The 24,449-nt window shown below is 71.1% G+C and carries 20 protein-coding genes; 12 read left to right on the top strand and 8 right to left on the bottom strand.

Annotated features, from left to right (window positions below):
* Positions 1–76 precede the first annotated feature (76 nt).
* Together HQQ79_RS17180 and HQQ79_RS17175 are read left to right on the top strand one after the other, a co-directional pair.
* Positions 77–1,186, top strand: coding sequence for an aminotransferase class V-fold PLP-dependent enzyme (locus tag HQQ79_RS17180; RefSeq protein ID WP_110860697.1), 1,110 nt, complete (start codon positions 77–79; stop codon positions 1,184–1,186).
* Positions 1,187–2,406: 1,220 nt separating this feature from the next.
* Positions 2,407–3,768: a PhoH family protein gene (locus tag HQQ79_RS17175; RefSeq protein ID WP_173035851.1), complete on the top strand. Its 1,362-nt coding sequence runs from the start codon at positions 2,407–2,409 to the stop codon at positions 3,766–3,768.
* Positions 3,769–3,937: 169 nt separating this feature from the next.
* Here HQQ79_RS17175 and HQQ79_RS17170 read toward each other — a convergent pair whose 3' ends face one another.
* The 5 genes from HQQ79_RS17170 to xseA all read right to left on the bottom strand — a co-directional run bounded on the left by HQQ79_RS17170 (position 3,938) and on the right by xseA (position 8,322).
* Positions 3,938–5,341 (bottom strand): class II fumarate hydratase, encoded by a 1,404-nt coding sequence (locus HQQ79_RS17170; protein WP_173035849.1) that lies wholly within the window; start codon positions 5,339–5,341, stop codon positions 3,938–3,940.
* Positions 5,342–5,466: 125 nt separating this feature from the next.
* A complete protein-coding gene (locus HQQ79_RS17165) occupies positions 5,467–6,081 on the bottom strand; it encodes a carbonic anhydrase (protein WP_027464510.1) in 615 nt (204 codons plus the stop codon).
* 56 nt (positions 6,082–6,137) lie between these two features.
* Entirely contained in the window at positions 6,138–6,773 is a 636-nt protein-coding gene (locus HQQ79_RS17160; protein WP_173035847.1) for a DUF4245 domain-containing protein, read from the bottom strand.
* Positions 6,770–7,015: an exodeoxyribonuclease VII small subunit gene (locus HQQ79_RS17155; protein WP_027464512.1), complete on the bottom strand. Its 246-nt coding sequence runs from the start codon at positions 7,013–7,015 to the stop codon at positions 6,770–6,772. Before HQQ79_RS17155 ends, HQQ79_RS17160 begins: the two co-directional genes overlap by 4 nt.
* A gap of 71 nt (positions 7,016–7,086) precedes the next feature.
* Positions 7,087–8,322 carry an exodeoxyribonuclease VII large subunit gene (xseA, locus tag HQQ79_RS17150; protein ID WP_111056965.1) on the bottom strand — a complete coding sequence of 412 codons (1,236 nt, stop codon included), beginning with the start codon at positions 8,320–8,322 and terminating at the stop codon, positions 7,087–7,089.
* A gap of 132 nt (positions 8,323–8,454) precedes the next feature.
* On the opposite strand from xseA, the gene HQQ79_RS17145 reads away from it, so the two are divergent.
* On the top strand, positions 8,455–9,513 hold the full coding sequence (locus HQQ79_RS17145) for a 4-hydroxy-3-methylbut-2-enyl diphosphate reductase (RefSeq protein WP_027464514.1): 1,059 nt from the start codon (positions 8,455–8,457) through the stop codon (positions 9,511–9,513).
* Positions 9,510–10,259, top strand: a complete 750-nt coding sequence (locus HQQ79_RS17140; protein WP_173035845.1) for a DUF6264 family protein — start codon at positions 9,510–9,512, stop codon at positions 10,257–10,259. Before HQQ79_RS17145 ends, HQQ79_RS17140 begins: the two co-directional genes overlap by 4 nt.
* Before the next feature lie 601 nt (positions 10,260–10,860).
* Here HQQ79_RS17140 and HQQ79_RS17135 read toward each other — a convergent pair.
* Both HQQ79_RS17135 and fbaA read right to left on the bottom strand, forming a co-directional pair.
* On the bottom strand, positions 10,861–12,120 hold the full coding sequence (locus tag HQQ79_RS17135) for a M18 family aminopeptidase (RefSeq protein ID WP_173035843.1): 1,260 nt from the start codon (positions 12,118–12,120) through the stop codon (positions 10,861–10,863).
* 105 nt (positions 12,121–12,225) lie between these two features.
* Positions 12,226–13,254, bottom strand: coding sequence for a class II fructose-bisphosphate aldolase (fbaA, locus tag HQQ79_RS17130; RefSeq protein WP_110860683.1), 1,029 nt, complete (start codon positions 13,252–13,254; stop codon positions 12,226–12,228).
* A 159-nt stretch (positions 13,255–13,413) separates the two neighbouring features.
* On the opposite strand from fbaA, the gene glpX reads away from it, so the two are divergent.
* Positions 13,414–14,403 carry a class II fructose-bisphosphatase gene (glpX, locus tag HQQ79_RS17125; protein ID WP_017886722.1) on the top strand — a complete coding sequence of 330 codons (990 nt, stop codon included), beginning with the start codon at positions 13,414–13,416 and terminating at the stop codon, positions 14,401–14,403.
* Between the two features lie 127 nt (positions 14,404–14,530).
* Here the strand turns inward: glpX and HQQ79_RS17120 are convergent, their stop codons facing one another.
* Positions 14,531–15,793 carry a DNA recombination protein RmuC gene (locus HQQ79_RS17120; protein WP_111056968.1) on the bottom strand — a complete coding sequence of 421 codons (1,263 nt, stop codon included), beginning with the start codon at positions 15,791–15,793 and terminating at the stop codon, positions 14,531–14,533.
* A 190-nt stretch (positions 15,794–15,983) separates the two neighbouring features.
* Here HQQ79_RS17120 and iolC point away from each other — a divergent pair, with 190 nt between their 5' ends.
* The 7 genes from iolC to HQQ79_RS17085 are packed head-to-tail and all read left to right on the top strand — an operon-like array spanning position 15,984 to position 24,446.
* Positions 15,984–17,024, top strand: a complete 1,041-nt coding sequence (gene iolC / locus HQQ79_RS17115) for a 5-dehydro-2-deoxygluconokinase (protein ID WP_027464520.1) — start codon at positions 15,984–15,986, stop codon at positions 17,022–17,024.
* Positions 17,017–18,006, top strand: a complete 990-nt coding sequence (locus HQQ79_RS17110; RefSeq protein WP_111235411.1) for a class I fructose-bisphosphate aldolase — start codon at positions 17,017–17,019, stop codon at positions 18,004–18,006. Before iolC ends, HQQ79_RS17110 begins: the two co-directional genes overlap by 8 nt.
* Positions 18,003–19,514, top strand: a complete 1,512-nt coding sequence (locus tag HQQ79_RS17105; protein ID WP_027464521.1) for a CoA-acylating methylmalonate-semialdehyde dehydrogenase — start codon at positions 18,003–18,005, stop codon at positions 19,512–19,514. Before HQQ79_RS17110 ends, HQQ79_RS17105 begins: the two co-directional genes overlap by 4 nt.
* Before the next feature lie 8 nt (positions 19,515–19,522).
* On the top strand, positions 19,523–20,446 hold the full coding sequence (gene iolB / locus HQQ79_RS17100; RefSeq protein WP_173035840.1) for a 5-deoxy-glucuronate isomerase: 924 nt from the start codon (positions 19,523–19,525) through the stop codon (positions 20,444–20,446).
* A gap of 17 nt (positions 20,447–20,463) precedes the next feature.
* A complete protein-coding gene (gene iolD, locus HQQ79_RS17095; protein ID WP_173036017.1) occupies positions 20,464–22,353 on the top strand; it encodes a 3D-(3,5/4)-trihydroxycyclohexane-1,2-dione acylhydrolase (decyclizing) in 1,890 nt (629 codons plus the stop codon).
* A gap of 33 nt (positions 22,354–22,386) precedes the next feature.
* Entirely contained in the window at positions 22,387–23,340 is a 954-nt protein-coding gene (locus tag HQQ79_RS17090; protein WP_027464524.1) for a sugar phosphate isomerase/epimerase, read from the top strand.
* A gap of 44 nt (positions 23,341–23,384) precedes the next feature.
* A complete protein-coding gene (locus HQQ79_RS17085; protein ID WP_173035838.1) occupies positions 23,385–24,446 on the top strand; it encodes a Gfo/Idh/MocA family protein in 1,062 nt (353 codons plus the stop codon).
* The last annotated feature ends 3 nt before the right edge of the window (positions 24,447–24,449 follow it).

Raw genomic sequence — 24,449 nt, 5'->3', positions numbered from 1 at the left:
TCCCGCACCGGGTTCGTCGGCAGAGCCGCGTCCCAGTAGGCTCTCAGGGTTCAACCCTGTGAAAGGTGCACCACCTGTGAACATCGACGAGTACGCCGCTGGCTTCTCCGAAGACCCCGGTTACCTCGACCACGCTGCGTTCGGCCCCGTGCAGACCGCCGTGCTCGAGGAGCAGCGTGTGCTCGGCACGATCCAGGCACACATGCGCTTCGGCGCCATGGAGACCCTCGACGAGCAGGATGCCCGCGTCCGCACCGTCGCCGCCCGCCTGGTCGGCCGCCGCGAGGACCAGGTCGTCTCGCAGGCCGCGACGACCCCGGGCCTGCTGCACACCGCCTTCGGCCTGACCGGCGGTGTGCTCGTGTCTGCCGACGAGTACCCGTCGCTGCCGCTCGCACTGGCCAGCGCCGCCTCGGCCACGGGCGGACGGGTACAGCCCGTCGTCATCGAGTCGGGTGCCGGCTGGGTGACCCCCGAGCTGATCCGTGAGCGCCTGACCGACGAGGTGACCGCCGTCGCGGTGTCCCTGGTCGACTGGCGGACCGGCTACCTGACCGACCTCGCCGCCATCCGCGAGGTCATCGGCGACCGCCTGCTCATCGTCGACGCGATCCAGGGCTTCGGCGTCGTCGACGCCCCGTACGAGGTCGCCGACGTCGTCGCCACCGGCGGGCAGAAGTGGTTGCACGCCGGGTGGGGCACCGGGTTCGTGGCCTTCAGCGACCGTGCGCTGAACCGGATCCGTCCGGCACTGTCCGGCCCGCACGGCACGTCCGGCTGGCCCACCGAGGTCCCGGCGGTGCGTCCGGGGGCTGCCGGCTTCCAGATGTCCCGCATCGACCCGGTCGCGCAGGCCCGGCTCGCGGTGTCGCTCGAGCGCCTCACCGCGGTCGGTGTCGCCGCCGTGCAGGAGCGGGTCACCGACCGCGTCGAGCGCGTGTTCGCCATCGCCGACGAGTTCGGACTCGAGGTCGAGTCCAGCCGCGACCCGGCCGAGCGCGCCGGCATCGTGGTGCTCCGGCCGACGCAGGGTCGCGTGACGGCCCTGTCCGCCGCGATGCACAACCACGGGGTCACCGCGACCACGCGGCTCGGGGTCGCGCGGGTGTCCGTGTTCCCGTCGACCACCGACGAGACCCTGGACATGTTCCGCGACGCCTGCGTCTCGTACGCCACCATGCAGTAGCAGCGGCGCGCCTGCTGTCCGGCGTCCGGAGTCCGGAGCCGTTCCGGGGCTGGCGAGCGGTCACGACGCCCCGCTCACGTCCGCCGAGTGGTCACCATCTGTCGGCCGGAGTCGTCGCAGCCGACGGTTCGTGACCAGCCGGCGTCACCGCCGCGAGCGGCGTCGCGACCGACGGCCGGCCTGGAGGCGCGGTGCCAGGCCGCCACGGGCCTCCGGTCCGGAGCCGGCGAGCGGTCACGACGCCCCGCTCACGTCCGCCGAGTGGTCACCACCTGTCGGCCGGAGTCGTCGCAGTCGACGGTTCCTGACCAGCCGAGGCCACCCACGCGACGAGTCGCGACCAACGGACGGCCTGGAGGCGCGGTGCCAGGCCGCCACGGGCCTCCGGTCCGGAGCCGGCGAGCGGTCACGACGCCCCGCTCAGGTCCGCCGAGTGGTCACCACCTGTCGGCCGGAGCCGTCGCAGCCGACGGTTCGTGACCAGCCGGGGCCACCCACGCGACGAGTCGCGACCGACGGCCGGCCTGGAGGCGCGGTGCCAGGCCGCCACGGGCCTCCGGTCCGGAGCCGGCGAGCGGTCACGACGCCCCGCTCACGTCCGCCGAGTGGTCACCACCTGTCGGCCGGAGTCGTCGCAGCCGACGGTTCGTGACCAGCCGGCGCTGCCCGGGCGACGAGTCGCGACCAACGGACGGCCTGGAGGCGCGGTGTCAGGCCGCCACGGGCCTCCGGTCCGGAGCACGCGAGCGGTCACGACACCCCGCTCACGTCCGCCGGGTGGTCACCACCTGTCGGCCGGAGTCGTCGCAGCCGACGGTTCGTGACCAGCCGGCGCTGCCCGGGCGACGAGTCGCGACCAACGGACGGCCTGGAGGCGCGGTGTCAGGCCGCCACGGGCCTCCGGTCCGCAGCACGCGAGCGGTCACGACACCCCGCTCACGTCCGCCGAGTGGTCACCACCTGTCGGCCGGAGCCGTCGCAGCCGACGGTTCGTGACCAGCCGGCGTCACCGCCGCGAGCGGCGTCGCGAGCCCCGCTCGCGTTGTTCACGCGACCGTAACTCCGGAAACCGCGTGTCGCTGTCAGCGTGTCGGGAGCCGGACGTACGTTGTCCCCATCGGGCACCGCGCCCGATCGAAGCGGCCACAGTCGGTGCTTCGGGACCCGCTCCGTGGCCGCGTTCGAGGACAGGACCGGGCCCGTCGCGGCCCGGGGATGGAGTGGTCGTGACCTCTCAGAACGTCTCTCGCGGAGCACAGCAGCAGCACACCGCGGACTCGTCCACATCGGTCGCCCAGCGCACGTACGTGCTCGACACATCGGTGCTCCTCAGCGATCCGCGGGCCTTGTTCCGCTTCGCCGAGCACGCCGTGGTCCTGCCCGTGGTGGTCGTCAGCGAACTCGAGTCGAAGCGCAACGACCCGGAGATCGGGTACTTCGCCCGGCAGGCCCTCCGTCTGCTCGACGAACTGCGCATCGAGCACGAACGGCTCGACTTCCCGATCGCGATCGGCGACGGCGGCTCGTTCCGCGTCGAACTGAACCACTCCAACCAGTCCGTCCTGCCGTCGGGCCTGCAGCTCGGCGACAACGACTCCCGCATCCTCGCCGTCGCGTCGAACCTGAAGAACGACGGGCTCGACGTCGTCGTCGTGTCGAAGGACCTGCCGCTCCGGGTCAAGGCGTCGTCGATCGGCATGGCGGCAGAGGAGTACCGCGCCGAGCTCGCGGTCGACTCGGGCTACACCGGCATCGCCGACCTGCAGGTCTCCGGCGAGCAGATGTCCGACCTGTACGAGAAAGAGGAGATCCGCTCCGCGAAGCTCGACGGCGTCCCGGTGAACACCGGGGTCGTCATCCACTCCGAGCGCGGATCGGCCCTCGGCCGCGTGCACGTCGCCGGAGCCGTCGCCCTGGTGCGCGGCGACCGCGAGGTCTTCGGACTCCGCGGACGCTCGGCCGAGCAGCGGCTCGCCATCGACGCCCTGCTCGACTCGGAGATCGGCATCGTCTCGCTCGGCGGCAGCGCCGGCACCGGCAAGTCGGCGCTCGCCCTGTGCGCCGGACTCGAGGCGGTGCTCGAACGGCAGCAGCACAAGAAGATCATGGTGTTCCGGCCGCTGTACGCCGTGGGCGGGCAGGACCTGGGCTTCCTACCCGGTGACGCCGGCGAGAAGATGAACCCGTGGGCGCAGGCCGTCTACGACACCCTCGGCTCGGTGGTGTCGGACAACGTCCTCGACGAGGTGATCGAGCGCGGCCTGATCGAGGTGCTGCCCCTGACCCACATCCGCGGCCGATCCCTGCACGACGCCTTCGTGATCGTCGACGAGGCGCAGTCGCTCGAACGGAACGTGCTGCTCACGATGCTCTCGCGCATCGGCCAGAACTCGCGGGTCGTGCTCACCCACGACGTCGCGCAGCGCGACAACCTGCGGGTCGGCCGGCACGACGGGATCGCGTCGGTCATCGAGCGGCTCAAGGGGCACCCGCTGTTCGCGCACGTCACGCTGACGCGGTCCGAGCGCTCCGCGATCGCCGCCCTGGTCACGGACCTGCTGGACTCGCCCGACCTGGTGTAGCGGCAGACACTGTCGGCTTTCGCGCTGACCGACAGATCACGCGCTTCCGGGCGCGTGACCTGTCGCTCAGCGCGTGAGGCGGGTCGAGCCGCCATCGGACGGACGGGAGGCCCGGTGCCAGCTGGCACCGGGCCTCCTGTCCGTCCTGGGGTGCGTCAGGAGCGTCGCGCTACTTCGGGTGGGTCATGCTGAGGACGTCGAGCGCCTCGTCGAGCTGCGCCTCGGTGACCTCGCCGCGCTCGACGTGGCCGAGGGCCACGACGGCTTCGCGCACGGTGAGGCCCTCGGCGACGGCGTACTTCGCGACCTTCGCCGCCGCCTCGTAGCCGATGACCCGGTTGAGCGGCGTGACGATCGACGGCGAGGACTCCGCGAAGGCGCGGGCGCGCTCGAGGTTCGCCTGGAGCCCGTCGATGGTCTTGTCCGCGAGCACGCGCGAGCTGTTCGCCAGCAGGCGGATCGACTCGAGCAGCGCCGTGCCCATCACCGGGATGGCGACGTTGAGCTCGAACGCACCCGAAGCCCCGGCCCAGGTGATGGTGGCGTCGTTGCCGATGACCCGGGCACCGACCATCAGGGTGGCCTCGGGGATCACCGGGTTCACCTTGCCGGGCATGATCGAGGAGCCGGGCTGCAGGTCGGGGATGTGCAGCTCGCCCAGGCCGGTGTTCGGACCCGAACCCATCCAGCGCAGGTCGTTGTTGATCTTCGTCAGGCTGACGGCGAGCACCTTGAGCGCTCCGGAGGCCTCGACCAGGGCATCACGCGCACCCTGCGCCTCGAAGTGGTCGACGGCCTCGGTGATCGGCAGGTCGGTGTCGCTCGCGAGCTGGGCGATGACCCGCTGCGGGAAGCCCTTGGGGGTGTTGATGCCGGTGCCGACCGCGGTGCCGCCGAGCGGGACCTCGGCGACGCGGGGGAGCGTCGCCTGCACCCGCTCGATGCCGAGGCGGATCTGGCGTGCGTAGCCGCCGAACTCCTGCCCGAGGGTGACGGGCGTGGCGTCCATCAGGTGCGTCCGGCCGGACTTCACGGCGTCGGCCCAGAGCGTGGCCTTCGCTTCGAGGGACTCGGCGAGGTGCTCGAGAGCGGGCACGAGGGTGCGGAGGAGCGCCTCGGTCACGGCGACGTGCACGGAGGTGGGGAAGACGTCGTTCGACGACTGCGAGGCGTTGACGTGGTCGTTCGGGTGCACCGCAGAACCCGCGATGTCGGACGCCAGTGTCGCGAGCACCTCGTTCATGTTCATGTTCGACGACGTGCCGCTGCCCGTCTGGTAGACGTCGACCGGGAACTGGTCGTGGTGCTGGCCGACAATGATCAGGTCGGCCGCACCGGCGATGGCGTCGGCGACGGCGGGCTCGACGATGCCGAGTTCACCGTTCACGATGGCCGCCGCCCGCTTGATCCGTGCGAGCGCCACGATCTGCGCCGACTCGAGCCCGGTGCCCGAGATGGGGAAGTTCTCGACGGCGCGCTGGGTCTGGGCACGGTAGAGCGCCGACTTCGGCACCCGTACCTCGCCCATGGTGTCGTGCTCGATGCGGAACTCGGTCGGGGTGGTGTCGGTCACGTCGTCGTGGTCCTTCCTGGGGTGCTCGCCGGTCGCGGTCGCGCCGGCCCGTGCCTGCGCCCCGGGGTCGCCGGGGCGGTCGTCGTCGGGCTGGGTCTTGTCTGGCTGGGTCTTCGTCGGGTCGGTCAGACCTGGCCGACGACGGTGTCGATGGTGACTTCTCCGGTGGCGAGGTCGTAGGTCGCCCCGACGACGGCCAATCTACCCTCGGCCACGGCATCGGAGACCGCGCCGGAGCGCTCGATCACCTGGCGGAGGGTGGCTTCGAGGTGTGCGGCGCCGACGGCTTCCTGCGGGAGCTCGGCGTCGGTGAGCCGGACCTTCTCGACACTCGGGGCGATCGCGTCCACGAGGGCCTGCAGGTGCGGGGCGGGGACGGGCTCACCGGAGCGGGCTGCCGCGACGGCACCGCACCGCGTGTGCCGGAGCACGACGACCAGCGGTGTGCCCAGGGCGACGACCGCGAACTCGATCGAGCCGAGCACGACGTCGTCGACGATCTGCCCGGCGTTGCGGATGGCGAACAGGTCGCCGATGCCGGCGTCGAAGACGTGCTCGAACGGCACCCGCGAGTCCGAGCAGCCGAGGACGGTCGCGAACGGCGACTGCGATCCTTCGAGCTCGGTGCGGCGATCCGGGTCCACGCGGCCCATCCGGCGCTTGTCGGCGGCGAAGCGGGCGTTGCCGTCGACGAGCAGGCGCAGGGCGTCGGACGGGGTGGAGGCGGCGCGGTCGGGCATTGGACTCCTCGGTTCGGGTGGGACGGGGTGGTGACTGGCGGGGCGGTGCCCGTCGTCTACTCGGTCAGTTCTCGGGAGACGGCGGTCGCGACGGTCCGGAAGGCCTTGTCGTCGGCGGTGCCGGAGAGCACGATCGTGTTCTTGCCGAACGTCGAGACGAGCGAGTACGCGTGGTTGCCGGCGTCGGTGCCCTCGGTGCGGCGGTCGTAGACGGTCCACTCCGTGTCACCGATCGTGCGGTCACCGGTGGACGGCCGCTGGTCGAGCTGGTTCGACACCCACGAGGCGTTGGCGTCGATGCCCTGCTGCATGCCGAGGTACTGCTTGTCCGGCGTCACGAAACCGACGGTCCAGACGTCCACGCCGTCGGTGGTCTTGCTCGCGAAGTCCGCGCGGTTGGCGCTGTAGCCGTCCGGAAGCGGCGGCGCCACCAGGGTGACGTCGTCGACGTTCGCCTTCGCCGCGATCTGCTGGTAGTCGACGGTGCGGTCGACCGTGGTGTCCGGCCGGACGACGACCGCCACCAGGAACAGCACGATGCCGAGCGAGGCGATGAGCGCGATGACCAGGTTGAACGCGGTCTGGTGCTGCCGGCGGGCGGTCCGGGCAGCGTCCTTGCGGGCCCAGGTCTCCTCGGCCGTCTCGGGGCGACCGAGCTCGGCGACGATCGGGCGGCCGTCGGGGTCGGTCATCGGCCGGAGCCGTCCTGGGCGTCGCTGGCGGCACGGGCCGCGTCGAGCCGTGCACGAGCGCCGACGAGCCACTCTTCGCACCGGGCGGCGAGGGCTTCGCCCCGCTCCCACAGCGCCAGCGAACGCTCGAGGGTCGCGGAGCCCTGTTCGAGCTCGCTCACGACGCGCACGAGTTCGTCGCGGGCCGCTTCGTAGCTCAGCGACTGGACGTCGGTCTGCTCGGGTTCCTGCTGGGATGACACGGGACGATCCTACCGAGCGTCCACCGACGATCCGACGCCCGGTCCCAGGCTGTGGAGAACACCCGTGGTGGTCAGGAGCCGTCCGGGCCGGGGCCGTCCGGTTCGAGCGTGCCCGTGGCCGTGCCGGCACCGAGCGTGACGTGCACCGGCGTCGCTCCGGACAGGTCGTCGGTACCGCGGACGACACCCCCGTCGGCACGCTGCACGATGGCGTACCCGCGGCGCAGGGTGTCACGGGGCGAGAGCGCGCGGAGGCGGGCGGTCAGGTGGCCGACCTCGGAGTGCCCGCGTTCGAGCCTGCGGTCGAGCAGTTCTCGGGCACGGGACAGGTCTCGCGCGACCTCTTCCGCACGGGTGTCGACGAGCCACGCGGTCGACGCCAGGGCCGGCCGCGACCGCAGCGCGGCGAGCCGGTCGGCCTCGACCGACAGCGTGTGCGAGAGACGCAGCCCGAGCCGGGCGCGGGCCGCCCGGACGTTGGCGAGTTCCTCGGCGACGTCGGGCACGACGCGCTTGGCGGCGTCGGTCGGGGTCGAGGCGCGCAGGTCGGCGACCTCGTCGAGGATCGGGCGGTCGGCCTCGTGCCCGATCGCCGAGACGATCGGGGTCGACGCCGAGGCCGCGGCACGGACGAGTCCTTCGTCGCTGAAGCCGAGCAGGTTCTGGAAGTCACCGCCGCCGCGGGCGATGATGATGACGTCGACCTCGGGGTCGGCGTCGAGCTCGAGGATCGCCGCCGTGACCTCGCCCACGGTCCGTTCGCCCTGCACGGCGGTGTGCACGGTGCGGAACTCCACCTGGGGCCACCGCAGCTGCGCGTTCCGCTTGACGTCCTTCTCGGCGTCGGAGTCCTTGCCGGTGATCAGGCCGATGCGGTGCGGCAGGAACGGCAGACGCCGCTTGCGGGACGGGTCGAACAGCCCTTCCTCGGCGAGGGTGCGACGGAGGCGCTCGAGGCGTTCGAGCAGGTCACCGAGGCCGACGTGCTTCATCTCGACGACCTGCATGGTCAGCGAGCCGCCCTTGACCCAGTAGTTCGGCTTGAGTGCGGCGACGACACGGTCGCCCTGCTTGATGTCCGCCGGCACCCGGGAGCGCACGCTCGACCAGATGGAGAACGACACGGTGGCGTCGACCTCGACGTCCTTGAGCTTGCCGTACACGTTGCCGCCGGCGACGTTCCACTGCGTGATCTCGCCCTCGACCCACGCGGTGCCGAGCCGGTCGATCCAGTCGCGGAGCTTCGCGCCGAGGAGCGCGACCGGCCACGGGTTGTCGGCCGTCGGCGGGCCCTGTTCGATCGCCATGTCGCTCCTTGTCCTGCTGGGACGTCCATCGTGCCCGAGACCGGTGACAGGGGACGGCCGTCGTGTTCTCCACAGGCGCCCCGCGCGCCCAGGTCGCGTGCGTGCTGCTCACCTATCATCGGGGACGTGACGATCACCAACGGCCACACGGTCCCGCTCGCCCCGCCGCGTGTGCACGCGGCACGGGGTCGACTGCGTGACGAACCGGTCGCCGGCCCCAAGAAGGTGCTGCTCGCGGCGCCCCGTGGCTACTGCGCCGGGGTGGACCGCGCGGTCGTCGCGGTCGAGAAGGCGTTGGAGCAGTACGGCGAGCCCGTCTACGTCCGCAAGCAGATCGTCCACAACGTGCACGTGGTGTCGACGCTCGAGCAGCGCGGTGCCGTCTTCGTCGACGACGTGGCCGAGGTCCCCCGGGGTTCGCACGTCGTCTTCAGCGCGCACGGTGTGTCGCCGGCCGTCGTCGCGGGTGCCGCCGAGCGCGACCTGCACGCCATCGATGCCACCTGCCCCCTCGTCACCAAGGTCCACCGCGAAGCCACCCGGTTCGCCAAGGCCGAGCGCACCATCATCCTGATCGGGCACGCCGGCCACGAAGAGGTCGAGGGCACGATGGGGCACGCCCCGGACCGCACGATCCTGGTGAACGGCCCCGACGACGTCGCCGCCCTGTCGGTCCCCGACCCGGACAACCTCGTCTGGCTGTCGCAGACCACGCTCAGCGTCGACGAGACGATGGAGACCGTGCGGCTGCTGCGCGAGAAGTTCCCGGCCATCCAGGACCCCCCGTCGGACGACATCTGCTATGCCACCCAGAACCGCCAGGTCGCGATCAAGAAGGTCGCGCCCGGTGCCGACCTGGTGATCGTGGTCGGCTCCGCGAACTCGTCGAACAGCGTCCGTCTGGTCGAGGTCGCGCTCGAACACGGTGCGCGGGCCGCCCACCGTGTCGACTACGCGGAAGAGATCCAGCAGGAGTGGCTCGACGGTGTCGAGACGGTCGGCGTGACCAGCGGTGCGTCCGTGCCGGAAGAACTCGTGGCCGAGGTGCTCGAGCAGCTCGCCGATGCCGGGTACGCCGCCGTCGAAGAGGTCGTCACCGCGCACGAAGACCTGATGTTCTCGCTCCCCAAGGAGCTCCGCACCGACGCCTCGGGCAACCCGACGCGCGCCCTCGGCGGGCGTCGGGCATGAGCGGCGCGGACGGCTGGTCCTCGGTCCCGCGTCGCGACCCGGCGAACCAGGTCGACGCCGGTTCCGGTGCCGGCCAGGAGGCCCGGCGTGCGTCCCCGACGTCGGCCGCCGGTTCCGTGGACGACCGGCCCCAGGGCCGTCCCGCACCCGGGTACGGCGAGTACGCGCCAGAGGGGTGGGTCAACCCGGTCCTCGTCGAGCAGGAACGCCAGGAGCGTGAGCGTCAGGCACGGGAACGGCAGGACCAGGCCTCCGCCGCCGGCGCGCGTGACGCTGCTCCGAGCGACGGCGTCCACGGCGACCGCGCCGGCACGGATGTCCGCTCCGGGGCGGTCCCTGCCGGGGCACAGGGGTCGATGGCCCGCAGCCGGTTCGGCCGCACGCCCGCCGACTTCGTGCTCACCGTCGGGCTGCTCGCCTTCGGGCTCGTCTCCGTCGTGCAGTCGCTGTCGGTCGGCAAGGTCGCCTCGACCGTGCGGCGCACCCTCGAGGCCCAGTACACGGCCCTGAACGACCCGAGTGCCCTCAGCACGGCCGCCGCCATCGCCGCCATCACCAACGTGTTGGTCTTCGCCCTGGTCGCCTGGTGGTCCATCCGTCGGCTCCGAGCACGGAAGCGGACGTTCTGGGTGCCGCTGGTCGGAGCCGTCGTCGCCACGGCGATCAGCGTGATCGCGTTCGTCGTCGTGGTCATGCAGGACCAGGCCTTCGTCAACTTCATGCTGCGGCAGTCCGGCGGCGCCTGACCGCCTGACCGCCTGACCGCCGGGTTGCTCGCGGTGCCGGCCTCCGCGCGCCGGGTGGTCGCAACACACCGCGGGCCCGCCGTCGAGCGGTCAGGAAGTGTCGTTCGGCACCGGCTCGACCGACAGTTCGTGACCTCTCGGCCCCGGGCGCGCGGGGAGTCGTGACCTCTCGGCAGCCCGTCCGTCGGCCAGTGGCGGCGCGGTGCCGTTCCGGCGAGCGTCGTCGGCCTCGCGGGCGCGCGCAGCACCCGATGCCGTGTGGTCGCAACGCGCCGCGGGCCCGCCGTCGAGTGGTCAGAACGTGTCGTTCGGCACCGGCTCGACCGACAGTTCGTGACCTCTCGGCCCCGGGCGCGCGGGGAGTCGTGACCTCTCGGCAGCCCGTCCGTCGGCCAGTGGCGGCGCGGTGCCGTTCCGGCGAGCGTCGTCGGCCTCGCGGGCGCGCGCAGCACCCGATGCCGTGTGGTCGCAACGCGCCGCGGGCCCGCCGTCGAGTGGTCAGAACGTGTCGTTCGGCACCGGCGCGAGCGACAGTTCGTGACCTCTCGGCCCGATGCGCGCGGGGAGTCGCGACCACCCAGCAGCCGACGCCGCCCGGAGGTCAGCCGGCCAGGAAGGCGGCGACCGCTCCGTGCAGGGCAGCCAGGTCGTCGACGTGCACGAGCTCCCGGATCGAGTGCATCGACAGCAGCCCGACGCCGATGTCGATCGTCGGGATCCCGAGCCGGGTCGCCGCGATCGGGCCGATGGTCGAGCCGCCGGGGATCGTGTTCACGTTGACGAACGGCTGCCACGGCACACCGGCGGTCTCGCACGCCGCTGCCCAGACGGCCTCGCCCTTCGCCTCGGTCATGTAGCGCTGGTTCGCGCTGATCTTCAGCAGCGGTCCGGCCCCTGGGCGCGGACGGTTCGTCGGGTCGTGCTTCTCCGGCTGGTTCGGGTGCACCAGGTGCCCGGCGTCGCTCGACAGCAGCCACGACGCACGGAACGCCCGGGCGGCCTCGGAGCGGGTGGCGCCGAGGCCCTCCTGCACACGGCCGAGGACGTCCTCGAGGAACGGACCACCGGCACCGGACGGCGTCGACGACCCGATCTCCTCGTGGTCGAACGCCGCGAACACCGGGATGTGGTCACCGTCGGTCGGAGCGTCCACGATGCCCCGGAGCCCGGCGTGCACGCTCGTCAGGTTGTCCATCCGGCCGGACGCCAGGAACTCCCGCTCGATGCCGATCCGGGCCGGCGCCTGGGTGTCGGCGAGGAACAGGTCCCACGACACCGCACCCTCGCCGAGTCGGGCGAGCAGCCATTCCACAACGGAGGTCCCACCGGCGTCGCCGTCGACCCCGACGATCGGCAGGGTGTGGCGCTGGCGGTCGATCTCCTTGCCGTCGTTGACCCCGCGGTCCAGGTGGATCGCCAGGTTGGGGATCCGGGCGACGGCGTCGGTGCTGACGAGCCGCACGCTGCCGTCGGTGTCGACGACCCGGCCGGCGATCCGCAGGTCGCGGTCGAACCAGGTCGACAGGAGCGCGCCGCCGTAGACTTCAACGTTGAGCTGTTCCCAGCCGCCCGTACGCACGCCGGGGTTCGGCTTCACGCGGAAGCCGGGGGAGTCGGTGTGGGCGCCGAGGATCCGGAACGGCGTCGTCGGGCCGGCACCGTCGGGCAGGCGCCACGCGATGACGGCGCCGTCGCGGACCACCACGTACGCACCGGCTTCGGTCGGCCAGGCGTCGAGCTCGGACAGCTCGGTGAACCCGGCAGCGACGAGACGGTCCCGGGTCGCCGCCGCCGCGTGGAACGCGGTGGGCGACTCGGTGACGAACTGGGCGAACTCGGAGGCGATGGCGTCGACGGTCACCCGCCCATCGTGGCACGCGGTGGAGGCGACCCGACGCAGAACGGGGCGCGTCCGTCGGACGCACCCCGTTCCTCCAGGCCGGTGAACCAGACCGGACGGACCTGCTCAGCCCTTGGCGTGACCGGCCGAGCCGAGGACCTTCGCGGCCTCGACGACGCGGGCCGCCATGGCGGTCTCGGCGACCTTGCCCCACGCGCGGGGGTCGTACTGCTTCTTGTTGCCGACCTCGCCGTCGATCTTCAGGACGCCCTCGTAGTTGCGGAACATCGAGTCCGCGATCGAGCGCGTGAACGCGTACTGCGTGTCCGTGTCGATGTTCATCTTGATGACGCCGTTGCGGACGGCCTCGTGGATCTCGTCGTCGGTCGAACCGGAGCCACCGTGGAACACGAGGTCGAGGGGGTTCTCGCCCGTGCCGTGCTTCGAGGCGACCGACGCCTGGATCTCGCCGAGGAGCTCGGGGCGGAGCTTGACGTTGCCCGGCTTGTAGACGCCGTGCACGTTGCCGAAGGTGAGCGCCGCGATCCAGCGGCCCTTGTCACCCAGCCCGAGTGCGTCGACGACCTTCTCGACGTCGTTCGGGGTGGTGTAGAGCGCGTCGTTCGTGCCCTCGTGCTGGACGCCGTCCTCTTCGCCGCCGACGACACCGATCTCGACCTCGAGGATCGCGTTGATGTTCCGCGTCTTCTCGATCATGGTCTTCGCGATCTCGATGTTCTCGTCGAGCGGCACGGCCGAACCGTCCCACATGTGCGACTGGAAAATCGGGTTGCGACCCTGCCGGACCTCTTCCTCGCTCGCCGCGATGAGCGGCAGGACGAAGCCGTCGAGGGCGTCCTTCGGGCAGTGGTCGGTGTGCAGCGCGACCGTGATGTCGTAGTTCTTGGCGACCTCGTGGGCGAACTTCGCCATCGCGAGGGCACCGGCTGCGCGGTTCTTGATGGTGTGGCCGGCGAAGTAGTCGGCACCGCCCGTCGTGACCTGGAGGATGCCGTCGGAACCGGCCTCCTGCAGGCCCTGGAGGACCGCGTTGATGGTCTGCGAGGAGGAGACGTTGACCGCGGGGTACGCGAACTTGCCCGCCTTCGCGCGTTCGATCATCTCGGCGTACTGTTCCGGCGTTGCGATGGGCACGTGGATCTCCTTCGACTTCGGTGATGTCCCCGCCGATCGTAGTCAGAAGCTCTGGAGGCGCGGTCCGGGTTACGCGGTCGGCTCGCGTCCGGCGTGCACATGCGTGCACGGGCCCGGTGTCCGGACCGCGGGTCGGCCGCCGGTCGGTAGGCTCGGGTCGTGACTCCCACTACGGAAACCGGCTCCCTGTTCCTCCAGCCCGACCGCAACCTCGCGCTCGAGCTCGTGCGTGCGACGGAGGCCGCCGCGATCCGTGCGCAGCCGTGGGTCGGGCGTGGTGAGAAGAACCTCGCCGACGGCGCCGCGGTCGACGCGATGCGCAAGTTCCTCGGCACGGTGAACTTCGACGGCGTCGTCGTCATCGGTGAGGGCGAGAAGGACAACGCCCCGATGCTCTACAACGGCGAGCACGTCGGCAACGGTCACGGCCCGGCCTGCGACATCGCGGTCGACCCGATCGACGGCACCTCGCTCACCGCCGCCGGCCGCCAGAACGCCATCTCCGTGATGGCCGTCTCGGACCGCGGCTCGATGTACGACCCCTCCGCCGTCTTCTACATGGACAAGATCGCCGCCGGCCCCGAGGGTCGCGGTGTCCTGGACCTCGAGAAGCCGATCGGTGACAACATCCGCGCGCTGGCGAAGGCCAAGGGCAAGGACCTCGAGGACATGGTCGTCGCCGTGCTCGACCGTCCGCGCCACGACGAGCTGATCCGCGCCATCCGCGCGACCGGTGCCGGCACGCGACTGCTGCTCGACGGTGACGTCGCCGGTGGCATCGCCGCCGCCCTGCCCGGCTCGACGATCGACATGTGCGTCGGTGTCGGCGGCACCCCCGAGGGCATCATCACGGCGTGCGCGATCAAGGCGCTCGGCGGCGTGATCCTCGGCAAGCTCCAGCCGAAGGACGACGAGGAGCGCGAGCGCGCCATCGCCGCCGGCCACGACCTGGACAAGGTCCTCGACCAGGACGACCTGGTCACGGGGGACAACACGTTCTTCGTCGCCACCGGCGTCACCGACGGCGTCCTGGTCGACGGCGTGCGTCGTTCGCGCGGCGTCATCCACACCGACTCGCTCGTGCTCCGCTCGCGCTCGAACACGATCCGCCGCATCCAGGCGGACCACCGTGCGGAGAAGTGGTTCTGATCCGCACGCGGTCCTGATCGGCGCGGATCCGCGCTGAACCACTGCAACCCGTCCGAACCACGCGATCCCGTGGTTCGGACGGGTTTCCGTTGTGCGGTGCGGCGCTGCGCCGTGCGCTGCGGCGCCGTCAGTCCTCGTCGACGGCGCCGACGAGCTCCGGGGCCGTGAGCAGCCGCGGCTCGTCCTCGATCGACGACGGGTCCGCGATGACCTTCGACTCGTCGAGCAGCGACAGCCGACGGGCGCTCGGCAGCACCTGGCGTTCGAGGGACCCGACGAAGCGGTTGTAGTCGACGACCGAGCCCCGGATCGAGCGGCCGAGCTTGTCGACGTGCCCGGCCATCGTGGAGAGCCGGCCGTAGAGCTCGCGGGAGACCTTGAAGAGCTCGTGCGCCTCTTGCGACACCACGTCCTGCTGCCACGAGAACGCCACGGTCTTGAGCACGGACCACAGGGTCACGGGTGAGGCGAGGGCGATGCGCTTGCGGAAGGCGTGGTCGAGCAGCCCGGGGTCGGCGGCGAGGGCGCTCGAGATGAGCGACTCGGACGGGATGAAGGCGACGGTGAGCTCGGGGGAGGCGTCGTAGCCGGTCCAGTACTCCCGCGCGGCGAGGGCGTCGACGTGCGCGCGGAGCGCCTTGACGTGCTGGGCGATGAGCTGGTCGCGTCGTGCTGCCTCGGCGCCGGTGGCGGTCGCCGGGATCTCGGCGGCCTGCAGGTAGGCGCTGAACGGCACCTTGGCGTCGACGGCGATGGTCTTGCCGCCGGGCAGGTGCACGACCATGTCCGGCCGGGCGGAGCCGACGGCCGTGGTGACGGAGGACTGCACGTCGAAGTCGACCCGTTCGAGCAGCCCGGCGGCCTCGACCACGTTGCGCAGCTGCGTCTCGCCCCAGACACCGCGCGTGCTGTTCGACGACAGGGCGCTGGCCAGGGTGTCGGCGGTGGCACGGAGGCGCTCTTCGGACTCGGCGGCCGACCGGAGCTGCGCCGACAGCGCGCCGTACTGCTCGCTCCGCGACTGCTCGAGCTCGGCGATCTTCGTGCGCATCACGTCGAGCGTCTGCGCCACGGGGCTGAGCGCGGAGAGCACCTTCGACTCGTTCTGGTTGCGCGCCGCGTCGACGCCGTGCATGCGCTGCACCAGGTGCTCGAGTTCGGCGGAGCGCCGTTCGAGCGAGTCGACCTGGCGGCGGTACTGCGTGTCCTGGGCGTCGAGGCGTTCCTCGGCGTCGCGCCGCACCGCCTCGAGCTGGCCGCGCAGGGCCTCGGCCGTCGCGCGGGCCGACGCGGCGTCGACGCCTGCGCGCGAGCGGGCGAGCGACCAGGCGACGACCGCACCGACGGCGATGCCGATCACGAGACCGATGACCAGGGCGAGGATCTGCATGTCGCGACCCTGGCAGAACCCACCGACACCGCGCCTCCCGGCACACCGACGCGCCCCGCAGAACCGGCCCGACCGGCGCCACGCGACCCGCGTGACGAACCTCGGAATCCATGTCATGACATTAGGGCAAACAGGGTGTACAGTCGTGATCGTCCGCCGATGAAGCCGCACGGAAGGTCCACCGCGTCGCATGACGAACCAAGCTCCCCACGCCTACGACGTGATCACGATGGGACGCGTCAGCGTCGACATCTACCCGCAGCAGACCGGCCCCCTCGAGGACGTCTCGACCTTCTCGAAGTCCGTCGGCGGCAGCGCCACGAACGTCGCCATCGCCGCTGCTCGCCACGGCGCGGACGCCGCCGTCATCACCCGGACGGGCAATGACCCCTTCGGCCGGTACATCGCCCGCACGCTGCCCGAGTACGGCGTCGCGAACGCCTTCGTCGAGACGGTCGAGGGGCTGAACACCCCCGTCGCCTTCTGCGAGATCTTCCCGCCGGACGACTTCCCGCTCTACTTCTACCGGGCCCCGAAGGCGCCGGACCTGATGATCACGGCGAAGTCCCTGCCGCTGCACGAGATCGAGCGCGCGAAGATCTTCTGGACCACGGTGACCGGCCTCAGCGAGGAGCCGAGCCGACAGGCGCACCACGTGGCGTACGAAGCCCGGTCCGCCGCGCAGAACAGCACGAAGACCCACACCGTCTTGGACCTGGACTACCGGTCGATGTTCTGGTCGAGCCCCGAGGCCGCGACGCGCGAGGTCGCGATCGCCCTCGAGCACGCCACCGTCGCCGTCGGCAACCGCGAGGAGTGCGAGGTGGCGGTGGGGGAGACCGATCCGGTCCGCGCCGCCGACGCCCTGCTCGACCGCGGTGTCGAGATCGCGATCGTCAAGCAGGGGCCGAAGGGCGTGCTGGCGAAGACCCGCGACGAGTTCGTCGAGTTCCGTCCGCACCACATCGACGTCGTGAACGGGCTCGGCTCGGGCGACGGCTTCGGCGGCGCGCTGACCCACGGACTGCTGCAGGGCTGGAGCCTCGAGCGGATCCTGGCGTTCTGCAACGCAGCCGGCGCGATCGTCGCGACGCGGTTCGAGTGCTCGACGGCGATGCCGACGAGCGACGAGATCGAGCAGTTCCTGACCGACAACCCGGCCGAGGGCACGAACCACACGGGTGAGACGTACACGGGTGAGACGAACACCGAGGAGAAGACCCATGCCTGAGCTCAGCCCCGCTGACTTCCAGCGCCTCCGCGACATCCGTGCCGGCCAGCCCGACCTGGTGCGTGCCACGCTCGACGCCCGCCGCAAGCGCTCCCTGCTCGCCGACGACGGCAAGCTCTTCATCGTCGCCGCCGACCACCCCGCACGCGGTGCGCTGGCCGTGCGCGACGACGAGTCCGCGATGGCGGACCGCTACGACCTGCTCGAGCGGCTCGTCACGGCCCTCGGCCGTCCGGGGGTCGACGGGGTGCTCGGTACCCCCGACATCCTCGAGGACCTCGCGCTGCTCGGCGCCCTCGACGGCAAGGTCGTCGTCGGGTCGATGAACCGCGGTGGACTCCGCGGCGCGACCTTCGAGATGGACGACCGGTACACGGCGTACTCGGCGCGGGCGATCAAGGACTCCGGGCTCGACTTCGCCAAGCTGCTGGTGCGCATCGCCCTGGAGGACTCGGGCACCGCGCCGACGCTCGAGGCCACGGCCCGCGCCGTCAGCGAGGCTGCTGCGCTCCAGCTGCCGATCATGCTCGAGCCGTTCATGTCCGAGTGGCGGGACGGCCGGGTCGTCAACGACCTGTCGGCCGACGCCGTGATCACCTCGATGGCGATCGCCGCGGGACTCGGCGAGTCCAGCGCCTACAGCTGGCTCAAGATCCCCGTGGTCGACGACATGGAGCGCGTGATGGCCGCGACGACGCTGCCGACGCTGCTCCTCGGCGGCGACCCGGCTTCGCGCCCGCTGGAGACGTACGCCAAGTGGGCGGACGCCCTGGCCCTGCCCGGCGTCCGCGGCCTGGTCGTCGGACGCACCCTGCTCTACCCCTCGGACGGCGACGTCGCCGCCGCCGTGGACGTCGCCGCCGGTCTCGTCCACAGCCAGGAGGCCCGGGGCGGGTTCTCCACAGATGCCCACGACCCAGCCGCTCGGCTCGCGGGCGCCACCACCATGGACTCGTCCATCTCGGAAGGAAGCAACGCATGACGCTCACCGACACGACCACCACCACCGTCGGGCACTGGATCGACGGCAAGCGCGTCGAATCCGCGTCGGGCAACACCGCCCCCGTGTACGACCCGGCGCTCGGCGTCGCGACCAAGCAGGTCGCGCTGGCCGACGAGTCCGAGATCCAGGCGGCCATCGGCAGCGCCAAGGCGGCGTTCCCCGGCTGGAGCAACCTGTCACTGGCCAAGCGCCAGGCGATCCTGTTCTCGTTCCGCGAGATCCTGAACCGCGACAAGGCCGAGCTGGCCGAGATCATCACGAGCGAGCACGGCAAGGTCATCGACGACGCTCTGGGCGAGATCGCCCGTGGGCAAGAGGTCGTGGAGCTCGCCACCAACATCCCGAGCCTGATGAAGGGCGAGTTCTCCGACCAGGTCTCGACCGGCATCGACGTCTACTCGATCCGCCAGCCGCTCGGCGTCGTGGGCATCATCAGCCCCTTCAACTTCCCGGCGATGGTGCCGCTCTGGTTCCTGCCGATCGCGATCGCCGCGGGCAACACCGTCGTGCTGAAGCCGAGCGAGAAGGACCCGTCGGCCGCCATCTGGCTCGCCGAGAAGTTCAAGGAGGCCGGACTGCCCGACGGCGTCTTCAACGTGCTCAACGGCGACAAGCTGTCCGTCGACGGCCTGCTCACCAGCGACGACGTCGAGTCGATCTCGTTCGTCGGCTCCACGCCCATCGCGCAGTACGTCTACGAGACCGGCACGAAGCACGGCAAGCGCGTGCAGGCCCTCGGCGGCGCGAAGAACCACATGCTCGTCCTGCCCGACGCCGACCTCGACCTGGTCGCCGACAACGCGATCAACGCAGGCTTCGGTTCGGCCGGTGAACGCTGCATGGCGATCTCGGTCGTCGTCGCCGTCGAGCCGGTGGCGGACGAGCTCATCCAGAAGATCAAGGACCGCGCGGCGACCCTGCGCATCGGCGACGGTCGTCGCGGGTGCGACATGGGGCCGCTCGTCACGAAGCAGCACCGTGACAAGGTCGCCTCGTACATCGAGGTCGCAGAGCAGGACGGTGCGGTGGTTGTGGTGGACGGCCGCACCGTCCGACCCGACGGCGACGAGAACGGCTTCTGGCTGGGTCCGACGCTGATCGACCAGGTGCCCACCACCAGCCGCGTCTACACCGAGGAGATCTTCGGTCCGGTGCTGAGCGTCGTGCGGGTCGCCACCTACGAAGAGGGCCTCGAGCTCATCAACTCCGGCGCGTACGGTAACGGCACCGCCATCTTCACGAACGACGGTGGCGCCGCCCGACGGTTCCAGCGCGATGTGCAGGTCGGCATGATCGGCATCAACGTCCCGATCCCGGTGCCCGTCGCCTACTACTCGTTCGGCGGCTGGAAGAACTCGCTGTTCGGCGACCACAAGGCGTACGGCGCCGACGGCGTGAGCTTCTTCACCCGTCAGAAGGCGATCACGAGCCGGTGGCTCGACCCGTCGCACGGCGGCATCAACCTCGGCTTCCCGTCGAACAACTGACCCGCAGCATGGCGAACGAACAGCACCAGCACGACCAGTGGTTCATCCCGGCGGGCTCCCGGCCCGAGGCGGGCTGGACCGACGTGGTCGACGGTCGCATCGAGGGGTGGGCGCACACCGGGCTCCGGACCGGCGCGCTGACCGACGGGGGCGAGCTGCGCCTCCCGGCCGACGCCGTGGAGCGCATCGTCGTGCCGCTCGCCGGGTCGTTCCACGTGACCCACTCGGGCGCTGCCGGTGACGGCGAGCAGACCCTGCAGGGTCGGGGGAGCGTCTTCGAGGGCCCCACCGACGTCCTGTACCTGGGCTCGGGCTCCGCGGCCACCATCACCGGCAGCGGCCGGTTCGCCGTGGCCGAGGCACCCACCGACACCGTCAAGCCGACCACCTACGTGGCCCGGACGGACGTGCCGGTGGAGCTCCGCGGCGCCGGGCAGTCGAGCCGTCAGGTGCACAACTTCGGCACCCCGGCAGCGCTCGACGCCGTCAAGTTCATCGTGTGCGAAGTGATCACGCCGGCCGGCAACTGGTCGTCGTACCCGCCCCACAAGCACGACACGAACGTGCCCGGTTCAGAGTCGAACCTCGAGGAGATCTACTACTACGAGGCCGCGGTGTCCCGTGGGCTCGAGTCGATCGCGCCCGAGGCCGCCGACCCGTTCGCCCTGCACCGCACGTACGCCTCGGACGACCGCGCCATCGACGAGTTCCGGCAGGTCCGGACCGGCGACGTCGCCCTGGTGCCGTACGGCTGGCACGGTCCGGCGGTCGCCGCGCCGGGCTACGACATGTACTACCTGAACGTGATGGCCGGGCCCGACCCGGAGCGCGTCTGGAACATCACCGACGACCCCGCCCACGGGTGGGTCCGGCAGGCGTGGGCATCGGAATCGATCGACCCACGACTGCCCTACGAAAGGAAGCAGGCGTGACCACCACCACGCGGAAGATGACGGTCGGCCAGGCACTCGTCGAGTTCCTGGCCAACCAGTGGACCGTCGACGGCGACGTCCGCGAACGCACCATCCCGGGGATCTTCGGCATCTTCGGGCACGGCAACGTCGCCGGGGTCGGTCAGGCCATCAAGCAGCTCCACGTCGAGCAGCCCGGTCTGCTGCCGTACCACCAGGCCCGCAACGAGCAGGCGATGGTGCACGAGGCCGTCGGCTTCGCCCGCATGCACCGCCGCCGCGCGACCTACGCATCGACGGCGTCGGTCGGCCCGGGCGCCGCCAACATGCTGACCGCCGCGGCACTCGCCACCACGAACCGGCTGCCGGCACTGCTGCTGCCGTCGGACACCTTCGCCACGCGCACCACGGACCCGGTGCTCCAGCAGATCGAGCTGCCGCACGACACGTCGTTGCAGGTCACCGACGCCTTCCGTCCGCTGTCGCGCTACTTCGACCGTGTGGAGCGTCCGGAGCAGCTGTTCTCGATCGCCCTCGCCGCGATGCGGGTGCTGACCGATCCGGCCGAGACCGGTGCGGTGACGATCGCGCTGCCCGAGGACGTCCAGGCCGAGGAGTTCGACGTGCCCGTCGCCTTCCTGCAGCCGCGCGAGTGGCACATCCGCCGCCCGCTGCCCGAGCGTGGCCCGCTCGAGCGTGCCGTGGCCGCGATCCGTGCCGGCCGGCGTCCGGTCATCGTGGCCGGCGGCGGGGTGCTGTACTCCGACGCCGCCGACGAGCTCCGCGCCTTCGTCGAGGCCACCGGGATCCCGGTCGGCACGTCGCAGGCCGGCGGCGGGGCCCTGGTCTGGGACCACCCGCAGTACCTCGGCGGGATCGGCGCGACCGGCACCGCGGCCGCCAACGCGATCGCCGCCCAGGCCGACGTCGTCATCGGGATCGGCACCCGCTACAGCGACTTCACCACGGCGTCGCGCACGGCGTTCCAGAACCCGGACGTCACGTTCGTCAACGTCAACGTGGCCGCGTTCGACGCCTACAAGCACGGTTCGCAGCTGCCGCTGATCGCGGACGCCCGGGAGGCGCTGGTCGCCCTGACGGAGTCGCTCACCTCGGACACGGCGTACGTCGTCGACCCCGGCTACGCCTCCGAGATCGCCTCGCTGAAGGCGGCATGGGACGCCGCCGTCGACGGCGCCTTCGCCCCGTCCGGTGCAGACCTGCCCGGTCAGCCCGAGATCATCGGGGCCGTGCAGTCGGTCTCCGACCCGCGCGACGTCGTGATCCAGGCGGCGGGCTCGCTGCCCGGCGACCTGCACAAGCTCTGGCGGGTGCGGGACGAGCTCGGGTACCACGTCGAGTACGCGTTCTCGTGCATGGGCTACGAGATCGCCGGTGGCATCGGGGTCCGCCGCGGGGCACCGGACCGCGACGCCATCGTGATGGTCGGTGACGGCAGCTACCTCATGCTGCACACCGAGCTCGTCACCGCCGTGGCCGAGGGCATCAAGATCATCGTCGTGCTCATCCAGAACCACGGGTACGCGTCGATCGGGCACCTGTCCGAGACCGTCGGCTCCGAGCGCTTCGGCACGAAGTACCGCTACCTCGACGAGACCGAGTCGTTCGAGAACGGCGAGCCCCTGCCCGTCGACCTCGCCGCCAACGCCCGCTCGTACGGCGTCGACGTCATCGAGGTGCAGCCCGGTCCGGACAGCATCGAGGACCTGAAGGCCGCGCTGCGTCAGGCGAAGGCGAACGACCACACCACCCTGGTGCACATCAACTCCGACCCGCTGGTCTACGCCCCCGAGGGCGACGGCTGGTGGGACGTGCCGGTCGCGCAGACCTCCACCCTCCCCAGCACCCAGGCCGCCCGCGCCGAGTACGAGCAGCAGGTCGCCACGCAGCGTCCGCTGCTCGGCTGAACCGTTCACGAGACAGAAAGCGACAGCGACGTCATGACCGACACCGCCACCCCCATCGGCAGCCCCGCGACCGACGCGGCGCCCGCATCGATCCGCATCGGCACCGCCCCGGACTCGTGGGGCGTCTGGTTCCCGGACGACCCGAAGCAGGTGCCGTGGCAGCGCTTCCTCGACGAGGCGTCCGCCGCCGGGTACGAGTGGATCGAGCTCGGCCCGTACGGGTACCTGCCGACCGACCCGTCCCAGCTGTCCGACGAGCTCGAGTCCCGCGGGCTCAAGCTGTCGGCGGGCACGGTCTTCACCGGGTTCCACAAGGGCGAGGACCAGTTCCAGCGTGCGTGGGACCAGGCCGTCGCGGTCGCCGGTCTGGCAGCGAAGCTCGGCGCCGAGCACCTGGTGACGATCCCGGACCTGTGGCGCTCGGACGCCACCGAAGAGGTGCTCGAGTCGCGCACGCTCACCGACGAGCAGTGGGAGCGTCTCGGCAAGGGACACGACCAACTCGGCAAGGCGCTGCTCGAGGAGTACGGCGTCCACCAGCAGTTCCACACCCACGCGGACAGCCACGTCGGCACCTACAAGGAGACCGTGCGGTTCCTCGAGGTCACGAACCCCGAGTACACCAATCTCTGCCTCGACACCGGCCACTTCGCCTACTACGGCGGCGACAACCTCAAGCTCATCGCCGCCCACCCGGAGCGCATCGGCTACCTGCACCTCAAGCAGGTCGACACCGACCTGCTGTTCGACGTGCTCAAGAACGACGTGCCGTTCGCCACCGCCGTGTCGCAGGGCATCATGACCGAGCCGCCGCACGGCACCCCGGAGCTCGCCCCGATCATCGAGGCCGTCGCCGCGATCAACCCGGACGTCTTCGGCATCGTCGAGCAGGACATGTACGGCTGCTCCGTCGACGCCCCCGGCCCGATCGCCGAGCGCACCTTCCAGCACATCTTCGGCTCGACCTCGGCCGCCCGCGCCTCCTGACGCGCCGTCCACGCAGCGTCAACAACCACCAGGAGAACACCACCATGACCACCACGCAGAACCTCCGCGTCGCCGTCGTCGGCGCCGGCATGATGGGCGCCGACCACGTCCGCCGCATCACCGCCAAGATCTCGAACGCCGACGTCGTCGCCGTCGTCGAGCCCGACCAGGCCCGTGCCGCCGCGGCGGCGGCCCTGGCGCCCGGCGCGATCACCGCCGCGTCCTTCGACGAGGCGCTCGAGCAGACCGAGATCGACGCCGTCATCATCGCGACGCCGGGCTTCCTGCACGAGCCGATCCTGGTGACGGCGCTCGAGCGCGGGCTCACCGTCCTGTGCGAGAAGCCGCTGACGACCAGCGCCGAGGACTCGCTGCGCATCGTCGAGCTCGAGCAGCAGCACGCCGCCCGACCGGTCATCCAGGTCGGCTTCATGCGCCGCTTCGACGCCGGGTACCAGGAGCTCAAGGCGCTGCGCGAGTCGGGGGCGAACGGCGCCCTGCTCGCCCTGCACCACGCGCACCGCAACCCGACGACGCCGCCCAACTTCAGCGAGTCGATGCTCATCCACGACTCGGTGATCCACGAGATCGACATCATCCCGTTCCTGACCGGCGAAGCCATCACGAGCGTCGAGGTGAAGAAGCCGCGCAAGAACTCCCTCGCGCCGGCCGACCTGCCCGAGCCGCAGTTCGTCCTGTTCACCACCGAGTCCGGCACGATGGCGATCGTCGAGATCAACGTCAACGCCCAGTTCGGCTACCAGGTCACCACCGACGCCGTGTTCGAGTCCGGCGTCGCCTACATCGGCCGCGACACGTCACTCTCGCTCGTCGCAGCCGGAGCGACCTCGCAGGGCATCACGCCGTCCTTCAAGGAGCGCTTCGGTGCCGCCTACGACGAAGAGGTGCAGCGCTGGGTCGACGCTGCCCGGACCGGCGGCATCGACGGGCCGAGTGCCTGGGACGGCTACACCGCCTCCGTGGTCGCCGAGGTCGCGGTCCGGGCCCAGCAGTCCGGCGCGCACGAAGTGGTCGAGTACGCGGTCACCAAGCCATCGTTCTACGACGAGACGAGCGAAGCGACCGCCGCGCTCGCCGGGGCCTGATCG

The sequence above is a fragment of the Curtobacterium sp. VKM Ac-2852 genome, from assembly GCF_013205045.1.
Classification (GTDB): Bacteria; Actinomycetota; Actinomycetes; order Actinomycetales; family Microbacteriaceae; genus Curtobacterium; species Curtobacterium flaccumfaciens.
The sequence above is the reverse complement of the archived record's forward strand: the minus strand, read 5'-3'. Positions and strand labels throughout refer to the sequence as shown.

Excerpts from the sequence above, each read along its gene's own strand:
- iolD (WP_173036017.1), top strand. The coding sequence starts at position 20,464 with ATGACGGTCGGCCAGGCACTCGTCGAGTTCCTGGCCAACCAGTGGACC.
- HQQ79_RS17140 (WP_173035845.1), top strand. The coding sequence starts at position 9,510 with ATGAGCGGCGCGGACGGCTGGTCCTCGGTCCCGCGTCGCGACCCGGCG.
- iolB (WP_173035840.1), top strand. The coding sequence starts at position 19,523 with ATGGCGAACGAACAGCACCAGCACGACCAGTGGTTCATCCCGGCGGGC.
- HQQ79_RS17085 (WP_173035838.1), top strand. The coding sequence starts at position 23,385 with ATGACCACCACGCAGAACCTCCGCGTCGCCGTCGTCGGCGCCGGCATG.
- HQQ79_RS17120 (WP_111056968.1), bottom strand. The coding sequence starts at position 15,793 with ATGCAGATCCTCGCCCTGGTCATCGGTCTCGTGATCGGCATCGCCGTC.
- HQQ79_RS17110 (WP_111235411.1), top strand. The coding sequence starts at position 17,017 with ATGCCTGAGCTCAGCCCCGCTGACTTCCAGCGCCTCCGCGACATCCGT.
- HQQ79_RS17160 (WP_173035847.1), bottom strand. The coding sequence starts at position 6,773 with ATGACCGACCCCGACGGCCGCCCGATCGTCGCCGAGCTCGGTCGCCCC.
- HQQ79_RS17090 (WP_027464524.1), top strand. The coding sequence starts at position 22,387 with ATGACCGACACCGCCACCCCCATCGGCAGCCCCGCGACCGACGCGGCG.
- xseA (WP_111056965.1), bottom strand. The coding sequence starts at position 8,322 with ATGGCGATCGAACAGGGCCCGCCGACGGCCGACAACCCGTGGCCGGTC.
- HQQ79_RS17105 (WP_027464521.1), top strand. The coding sequence starts at position 18,003 with ATGACGCTCACCGACACGACCACCACCACCGTCGGGCACTGGATCGAC.
- HQQ79_RS17165 (WP_027464510.1), bottom strand. The coding sequence starts at position 6,081 with ATGCCCGACCGCGCCGCCTCCACCCCGTCCGACGCCCTGCGCCTGCTC.
- iolC (WP_027464520.1), top strand. The coding sequence starts at position 15,984 with ATGACGAACCAAGCTCCCCACGCCTACGACGTGATCACGATGGGACGC.